Annotated in this window: 8 protein-coding genes and 1 pseudogene; 3 read left to right on the top strand and 6 right to left on the bottom strand. The window is 69.8% G+C overall.

The genetic code is table 11. The features are described from left to right. Positions 1 to 660: hypothetical protein (locus QK444_RS28130; RefSeq protein ID WP_282785163.1), on the bottom strand; the 660-nt coding region annotated here is incomplete at its 3' end. A 229-nt stretch (positions 661 to 889) separates the two neighbouring features. Here QK444_RS28130 and QK444_RS28125 point away from each other — a divergent pair. Then, positions 890 to 1,786: an enoyl-CoA hydratase-related protein gene (locus tag QK444_RS28125; RefSeq protein WP_282785162.1), complete on the top strand. Its 897-nt coding sequence runs from the start codon at positions 890 to 892 to the stop codon at positions 1,784 to 1,786. A 581-nt stretch (positions 1,787 to 2,367) separates the two neighbouring features. Here the strand turns inward: QK444_RS28125 and QK444_RS28120 are convergent. The 4 genes from QK444_RS28120 to QK444_RS28105 are packed head-to-tail and all read right to left on the bottom strand — an operon-like array spanning position 2,368 to position 6,697. Beyond that, complete coding sequence (locus tag QK444_RS28120; protein ID WP_282785161.1) at positions 2,368 to 2,856, bottom strand: hypothetical protein; 489 nt, start codon at positions 2,854 to 2,856, stop codon at positions 2,368 to 2,370. 9 nt (positions 2,857 to 2,865) lie between these two features. Then, a complete protein-coding gene (locus QK444_RS28115; RefSeq protein ID WP_282785160.1) occupies positions 2,866 to 3,297 on the bottom strand; it encodes an SRPBCC family protein in 432 nt (143 codons plus the stop codon). After that, entirely contained in the window at positions 3,281 to 5,854 is a 2,574-nt protein-coding gene (locus QK444_RS28110; protein WP_282785164.1) for an ATP-binding protein, read from the bottom strand. The genes QK444_RS28115 and QK444_RS28110 overlap by 17 nt, the downstream gene beginning before the upstream one ends. A 12-nt stretch (positions 5,855 to 5,866) precedes the next feature. Beyond that, positions 5,867 to 6,697 carry a BTAD domain-containing putative transcriptional regulator gene (locus QK444_RS28105; protein WP_282785159.1) on the bottom strand — a complete coding sequence of 277 codons (831 nt, stop codon included), beginning with the start codon at positions 6,695 to 6,697 and terminating at the stop codon, positions 5,867 to 5,869. A 146-nt stretch (positions 6,698 to 6,843) separates the two neighbouring features. Here QK444_RS28105 and QK444_RS28100 point away from each other — a divergent pair, with 146 nt between their 5' ends. Next, positions 6,844 to 7,212: a nuclear transport factor 2 family protein gene (locus QK444_RS28100; RefSeq protein WP_282785158.1), complete on the top strand. Its 369-nt coding sequence runs from the start codon at positions 6,844 to 6,846 to the stop codon at positions 7,210 to 7,212. After that, complete coding sequence (locus QK444_RS28095) at positions 7,200 to 7,568, top strand: cupin domain-containing protein (RefSeq protein ID WP_282785157.1); 369 nt, start codon at positions 7,200 to 7,202, stop codon at positions 7,566 to 7,568. The genes QK444_RS28100 and QK444_RS28095 overlap by 13 nt, the downstream gene beginning before the upstream one ends. Position 7,569: 1 nt before the next feature. Here the strand turns inward: QK444_RS28095 and QK444_RS28090 are convergent. Next, positions 7,570 to 7,914 (bottom strand): annotated as a pseudogene (locus tag QK444_RS28090) (hypothetical protein); the annotation flags it as partial.

The following is a 7,914-nucleotide window of genomic DNA, read 5'->3' as shown; positions in this document are numbered from 1 at the left end:
CGCCACAACCAGCGCGGCCGCCGCCCACGGCAGCCATCCCGTTCCGGCCCACCACCGCACGACCAGCAGCGCCGCGACCGACATTCCGACACCGACCGCCACCGACGGACCCGAAATCTGCGGTTCGACGCGTTCACCACGCCACCACCACATCGCCGCCAGCAACGCACCGCCCAGCACGAGCGCCACCAGCAACTGCCACGACTGTCCGTTCGCACCCACCGTCGACGGAAAATCGCGGTACCGATAGCGGTCGGAATCGACGAGATTGTCCACCTGATAACCCAGCACCACGGCCGCTATCAGGGCACCGAAGAACCAGATCCGCGCCGACCCGAGCACTACCGCCGGCACGATCAGCGCCCCGAGCCCCGCCCCGAACGCGATCGGAAACTCGTCCCACTCGTCCGGAGCCGGCAACGCCGCCACGGCGCACAGCACGGCTACCCCGCCCAGCCCCGTCCCGAACACCACCGCGTACCGGACCCGCCCCCACCCGAACAACCACACGGCTACCAGCGCGGTCAGGGCACAGACCACGGCCGCGGTAATCGCAGCACTCCCCTGACCGCCCGCGACCGATCTCCACCCGGCACCCACCGTGCGCTGCACGCCGTACCCCGCCCAGGCACCGCACAGCACACCGATAACGGCCGCCACCACTCGTCCCCCGTAAGGCACAATCCCTCATCTCGACTACGTCTCGCGAACCCTCACGCTGCTGTGACGATCCCACTGCACCGCGTCAGCAATTCAACGGCTAACCAGTCCGCAACACGATATCCGTGCACCGTGGGCAGGAGCGAACGACTCATCCGGGCATCCGACGCGCGGCGTCGAGCGGAACCCACGACCACGTATTGACCCCGCCGTGACGGATTGAGAATCTTTGAGCTTCATCTACTCACCTACGGCGGGAGAACTCGATATGGCCGACGACGGCCGACGCTTCGGCGGCGAGACGACGTATTCGACGATCACCTATGCGGTCGAGGAGGCCGTCGCGACCATTACGCTCGCCCGCCCGCACGCCCGCAACGGCTTCACGCTCACCATGGCCGATGAGCTGGGCGCGGCGCTGACGGCTGCGGACCGAGACGATGCGGTGCGGGTGGTCGTTCTCACCGCGGAGGGTGAATACTTCTGCGTCGGAATGGATTTCGCCGAGCCGTCGATCGGCGACCACAGCGCGCCGGACTGGGACGAGCCGGCTACGCGGGTGGTGCGGCCCATGACGAATTCGAACAAGCCGGTGATCGTGGCGTTCCCGGGTCCGGCGGTGGGCGTCGGCATCTCCATGACGCTCGCCGCGGACTTCCGACTGGCCAGCGAGAACGCTCGATTCGGCTTCGTCTTCGCCCGCCGCGGCCTCTTCCCCGAGGGCGGCTCGACCTGGTTCCTGCCGCAACTGGTCGGCCTGGCCAAAGCCAAGGAGTGGATGCTCACCGGCCGCGTCTTCAGCGCCCAGGAGGCGCACGCCGCCGGCCTGGTCACCAGCGTGCACTCCCCCGACGACCTCCTGCCCGCCGCCTACGCACTCGCCCGAGAACTGGCCGTCGCCATCGCTCCGAACTCCGCCGCCGTCATCCGCCGGGCCCTGGTGGCCATGGCCGCCCACGGCAGCCCCGAAGCGGCCTTCGACCTCGACAAGAAGACGATCCCGCACGCCTCCACCAGTCCCGATCTGGCCGAAGGCATCTCCTCCTTCCTGGAGAAGCGCCCACCCCGATTCACCGGGGTCGCCGCCACCGACCTACCGGACCTGGCCGCCTGGTTGGACCGGTAGCGCGGCCCACTGAGCACGTCACCTGCGCACATCCACCCATGCCGAGTGGGATGGGGAATGGGTGGATCGGCCGATGTGCGACGGGGCGGTGCACCCATAGCGTCGACGGCGACGATTTCGCACGCCTGGCGACAGCGGCGTATCCGACGGGTCGCACCGATGACTGCGTCCACGCGTTGCAGCGCGCCTACCAGCTGAATCTGGATTCGGGCGATCGGCTGGAGGCGGTCCGCTCCGCATTCTGGCTGGCACAGACCCTGTTGTTCACCGGGGAGTCCGTAATCGGGGGCGGTTGGGTGACCAGAGCGCGGCGGCTGCTGGCGGAGGTGCCGGACGATGTGGTCGAGGACGGCTACGTCCTGGTCGCGGAGATGTTCCGCCATCTCTTCGCGGGCGAGTTCGCCGCCGCCCGATGCGCCGACGAGGTCACCGACTACGGACACCGCTTCGCCGAACCGGACCTGACCGCGATGGGACTGTGGCCAGGGCAGATTGGCCCTGTACTCCGGTCGCGTTCGAGAGGGCTGGCGCTGCTGGACGAGGCGATGATCTGCATTACCACCGGCGGCGTGTCGACGATGTTAGTCGGCCACATCTATTGCGCGATGATCGAGGCGTGCCAAGAGATCTCGGACTTCGGCCGGGCCGAGACGTGGACGCTCGCATTGACCACCTGGTGTGCCGATCAGCCCGGCCTGGTGATGTTCACCGGCCAGTGCGCCGTGCACCGCGGCCAACTGATGCGCATGCACGGCGCCTACGACGAGGCCGACCACGCCTATCACGACGCGCTGGCGTGCGGCCACGAGCCGCAGCCCGGACTGGCGCTGCCCTGGCTGGCCCGCGGCCGACAAGCGGCCGCACTCGGTGCCGCCCGACGCCTGCTCACCGAAGCGGACGATCCGGTACATCGGTCCCGCGGGCGCGCTGAGCCACGACGTCATCCACGGCCTCGGTGCGATATCGGCATGTGGATGGGGACGCAGTGCCCGGACAACGCGTACGCCATGGATGACGCCACCGAGTTCCACTGGATGGTGCGACCGGATGAGAAAGCAGGAATCGGCCACGACGCAACGCTAGGCGCGCGGCGAGGCAGACCCGGCGGAGTGGTGCCCGCCTGCCGCGAGTGCGGCCAAGGCGGACACCGAATCCCGGACGATCCTTCGCTGGGTCTCCAGCCGGGCGGCCTCGGTGTCCGGCAGCTCGACGTGGACGTGTATGTCGGTGCCGGAAGGTGCGGGCACCAGGCGCCACTCGAAGCGCAGGTCCGAGATCAGACAGGATATGATCACGCGGCGGTCGTGCCGGTCGGTGCGCAGCGTCTGGGGCATCGGGAAGTCGGGATAGCCGTCGGGGTACATGGTGTATCGGTCCGGCTGGGTATCCGGTGCGGGATCGACGGATCCGATGCCCGCCCACCATTCGGGGAACCGGCCGGGGTCGTAGAGCAGCTGCCAGACATCCTCTGGAGCGGCGGCGCTGTGCGCGTGGTCATCGAAGCTCGGCATGGTCGCTCCCGGCAGCGTCGAAGGATGACAGGTCCGCGAGCACGAGGGCGAGCTCACGTTCGGGCTCCACGAAGGCGGCCAGCGGTGGACGGCCCAGATCGACGATGGCCGCCGAATAGCGTTCCCCGGTAAGGCTTCCCGCATCCACGCGCCGCCGCCAGGCACGCTCCGCCTGCCGCAGGCGCGTCACGGCCAGCCCCCGATCATCACGGGCGAGGGCGATCAGGCCCTGGATGCGCTGCATCCGCGCCACCAGGAGGTCCGGAAAGTCGCCCGCCGTCACGGGTTCCAGGGCGACCTCACGGAGCTCTTTCTCCGCCGCCGTGAGATCTCCCGTGCGGGTGAGCATTTCGGCGCAGCGTAGCCTGGTCAGCGCTCGGCTGATCGGCGCGTCGGAATTCAGCGCCCGCCGGAACTGGGCGATGGCCTCGTCCGGATCCCCGCACGCCTGAGCCAGCAGTCCCCGATCGTGCAGCACAAGTCCCGCCAGGTCCGCGCTACCGAGACGTTCCGCTGCCGCCGCCGCACCGTCCAGCGCCGCACGGGCTTCAGGCATCCGGTCGAGCCGTAGCAGCAGCGCGCAGCGACCGGACTGGGTATAGACGACCAGTCGCAGCAGGTCGTTCGGCACCACCAGCGACAGGCACCGATCGGCGAAATCCAGTGCCCGCTCGAACTTTCCGGCACACGCCGCCGCACCCGCCGCATTGATCAGGCAGCTGTACGCCAGATCGGGTCGCCCCGCCCGGTCCGCCGCGGCCGCCGCGTCCAGCAGCGGGCCGAAACTCTCGGTGAACCGACCGGCACGCAGCAGAGCGTGCGCGCGTGCGATCTCCACGTCAGGGGAGAGCAGGTCACCGATAGCTCTCCCCTCCGTGAGTTCGCCCACCGCCCTGAGCAGTTCGGCGACCGCACCCGGGTCGCCAGCCACCGATTCGGCCCACGCCAGTCCCGCCAGCACCGCGGCCCGGATGGTGGGATCCGAATCCGGTTCGCGCTCGAGCAGATCCAGTGCCGCGCGGTAGGAACGCCGCGACTCACGCGGATGACAGATACCGCCGCGCAACCACATTCCGCGCCGTAGCCAGGCGGCGACCAGCGCGCCGGTGTCCTGCGGCGAGAGAAGCCGCAGCGCTCGGTCGAACGCGGCATCGGAGGCCTCCAGTCGCCCGCGCCACGCCTCCACCTCACCCAACTCGATCAACGCGTCAGGGTTGTCCGGCTCCACCTCGAGTGCCTCACGGAGAAAGCCGGCAGCCTCGGCGAGTGCCGCCATCGCACGGGCTTCGGCGGCCGCGTGGACAAGGTGGCCGACCGCCAGATCATCACGACCGGCCTTGCGCAGATGTCCCGCGATCTCGGCAGCCCGCCGTGTGCCCGGCACGCCCCGTACCCGCAACGCGGCGGCCAGATCCTCGTGCATCCGGGCCCGCAGCGGTTCGGCGATATCCTCGTACACCGCCACCCGCAGCCGCTCATGCCGAAACCCGATGGCTCCCTCCCGAATTCGTAACAGCCCCGACCCCAGGGCCTCGGTGGCTGCGCGATCCGCATCGCCCAGCGCGGGCAGGCGCACGATCTCCGCGCGACCCACATCGTGCCCGGCCACCGCCACCAGCTCCACGAACAGCCGAGCGGACCCGCTCAATCGCGCCAACTCCGCCCGAGTCGCAGCACGCAGATCCGTGGCGAAACCTTCGTTGCCGAGGACGAACTGCCGCGCGGCAGCCACAGCGAGCAGCGGGCTGCCACCCGCCACCGCGACGACACCCGCCAGCTGCGCCGGGCTCAGCGCGCCACCCCGCTCAGCCGGATCAGGTGCGGAGGACAGCTCAGCCACAGCGATTACCGTGGCCGGCTCGGTGGGAGTCCGGTAGGCCGTCGTCTCGGCGGGGCCTGTCGCGGCGATCGATTCGACCCGAGTGTGGGCGGCGGGCATCCCGGTCGCGGTCCGGGCCGCGGTGAGCTGCGCTAGGGCGCGGATCTCAGCGGAATCCATTGGTCCCAGCTCTATTTCGGCCGCCAGGGCGCCCTTCGCGCGGAGTGCGCCCAGTACTGCCTCGGTGCGCGGGCTCGGCGGGAGACGACGGCGAGTGAGGACGAAAAGAATTGGCAGGCGGGTGATTCGACGGGTCACGTAGCCCAGGAGGTCCAGACTGGAGGGGTCGGCGAGGTGCAGGTCCTCCAGGGCGAGCGCCAGCGGGTGGCGCGCGGACAGGGTGCCCAGCAGGGCGATCACCGCTTCGAACAGGCGGATGCGATCGTGCTCCGGTCCGACGGCGGGAGCTCGGGGTGCTACGGCGGGGACCAAGCGGGCCAGATCGGCGGCCCAGGGTGCGTCCGACGGTAGCGGGCCGGTAGCGGCGAGCAGGTCGGTCAACAGTCCCGACCACACCTCGAAGGGCATTCCGCCGGGGCCACCGGCCGCACCGCCCGCGGTCCGGGCGCCGTGATGTGCTGCGGCGTCCAGTATCTCCTCGGTCAGCGCTGTCTTGCCTATGCCGCCCTCGCCCGTGATGGTGGCGACCAGGCCGAGGCCGGTTTCGGTGCGTGCCAGACACTTTCGCAGTCACTCCAGTTCACGAGCGCGGCCGATGAACTCCGGCCGAGGCTGCACAGGCGGGGTCCACGGGGCGAGCACCGGTTCGTGTGGACGGAGCCGGTGGATGAGGGCTGTCGTCTCGGCGGAGGGGCGCAAGTCCAGTTCCGTGCTCAATGCCCGTCGCAGACGTGCGTAGGCCGCTATCGCACCCTGCTCGTCCCCGGCGAGGCAGAGGAGCCGGATCAGCTCCCGTCCGGCGCATTCGTTCGCCGGGTCGAGGTCGACACGCCGACGGGCCCAGCCGATGGCGGCTCGCACACTTCCCTCGGCCCCGGGCTCTGTCTCGGTCCCGGATTCATCCCTGGTCCCGGTCACAGGCCCGGTCCTGATACCGGCCTCGGCGCGAGCGGCCAGGTCGCCCAGCGCCGCGGCCAGCCGACGAGAGTGCTCGGTGCGCAGTTCGAGGACCCAGTCCTCGTGCCATCCGGCCAGTAGTTCGCCACGGCACAGGTCCACAGCCGCGACGCAATCACCGGAGGCAGCCAAACGATCGAACTCCGCGAGGTCAACCCATGGGTCGCAGCCGAGGCGCACGGTGTCGCGGTCCGCTTCGAGGCAAACGCCCGCCGGACCCAGGGCGGCTCGCAACGCCCACACCGCGCTGCGGAGGCTGGCTCGCGCATTGGCTTCCGGGACCTCCGGCCAGAACTCGCCCGCCAGGCGCGAACGGTGATGCGGGCCGGGGTGGACGGCGAGCCAGGCCAGCAGGGCACACACGCGTTGCCGCCGATCCGGCAGTTCCACCGATCTTCCGTCGAGTTCGACCCGCAGTGGGCCGAGGACCTGTATCCGCAGCATCGCGCAGCCTCTCCGCGAGACTTCAGTCTCTGCTCCCGGCACCGCGCTGGCAACCCCCGACGTGCTGCCGGACCGGGGTTGACGGGCATTTGACGGAAGCCGCGCACACTTTCTCCGCCAGCGATAACACCAAGAAGAGGGGCATCATGAGCAGCACCGAAGCCGCCCGGGGATTCGATCTCGACGAATTCCGCCGCAGCATCGAGGAGCGCGATGCGGCGGGATTGCGCGCGCTCTACGCCGAGGACGCGGAGATCCGGCTCATCGACCAGAACAATCCGCCGAGCCACCCGCTCGTCCTGCGCGGCCGCGACCAGATCGGGGCCTATCTGGACGATGTGTGCGGGCGGGAGATGACACATGAGATCCAGCACGCCGTCACCGACGGGGTGACGGTGAACTTCTTCGAGTCCTGCCGGTACCCGGACGGCACCCGGGTGCTGTGCGCGGCCACCCTGGATCTCGCCGACGGCCACATCATCCGGGAGACCGGCGTCCAAGCATGGGATCAGTGAGCGTGATGAACACCGAACATCGTGATTTCGCCGCACCCGACGAGGTGCGCGCCTTCGAATACGGCCGGGCCGAGATCCTGAAGGTCGGCGGCCGGGAAATCGGCAGGCTCGTCCTGCGACCCGGCTGGCGGTGGTCCGAGCATGTCAAGCCGGTCGCGGGCACGGACTGGTGCCTGGCCCCGCACTTCCAATACCACGTGGCGGGCACGATCCACATTCAGATGGCCGACGGCACCGAATTCGACGCCGGGCCCGGACAGGTCACCGCACTGCCCTCCGGACACGACGCCTGGGTGGTAGGCGACGAGGAGGTGGTCCTCGTCGACTGGTGGGGCGCGAGCGATTACGCCAAGTAGCTCAACCGATCTCGACGACCCGCGCCCAGGCGGGCGGGCCGCCGGGAGCATTGTCGGAGTCATTGGACCGCCGGGCGGTGTCACGCCGGAACAGGCATACCACGGTCCGGCACGAGGGCTTGGCCGTCGGCCACGGGGTCTGGCCGATCGAGCAGAATGCGCGCCTCGGCTGCCCACCGTTCGGCGGGCGCGCCCGCGTCGCTACGCGGTCCGAGTTCGTCGGCCTGCCGTGCATCCCATAGGCGGCGACGCGAATCCGGCCGGTACCGGCGATCGGGCCGGGGCGCGGATGCGAACCGCTCGCGGTGCGCGACCCGTCCCACGGCGCCAGCGCGTTCCACTGCCC

It is taken from the genome of Nocardia sp. CC201C (genome assembly GCF_030010695.1).
Lineage (GTDB): Bacteria > Actinomycetota > Actinomycetes > Mycobacteriales > Mycobacteriaceae > Nocardia > Nocardia otitidiscaviarum.
Note: the sequence above shows the minus strand (reverse complement) of the source record. Positions and strands in the feature narration are given on the sequence as shown.

Bases quoted from the DNA above. Each gene is read 5' to 3' on its own strand.
- QK444_RS28105 (WP_282785159.1), bottom strand. From the start codon at position 6,697: ATGCTGCGGATACAGGTCCTCGGCCCACTGCGGGTCGAACTCGACGGA.
- QK444_RS28100 (WP_282785158.1), top strand. From the start codon at position 6,844: ATGAGCAGCACCGAAGCCGCCCGGGGATTCGATCTCGACGAATTCCGC.
- QK444_RS28095 (WP_282785157.1), top strand. From the start codon at position 7,200: ATGGGATCAGTGAGCGTGATGAACACCGAACATCGTGATTTCGCCGCA.
- QK444_RS28115 (WP_282785160.1), bottom strand. From the start codon at position 3,297: ATGCCGAGCTTCGATGACCACGCGCACAGCGCCGCCGCTCCAGAGGAT.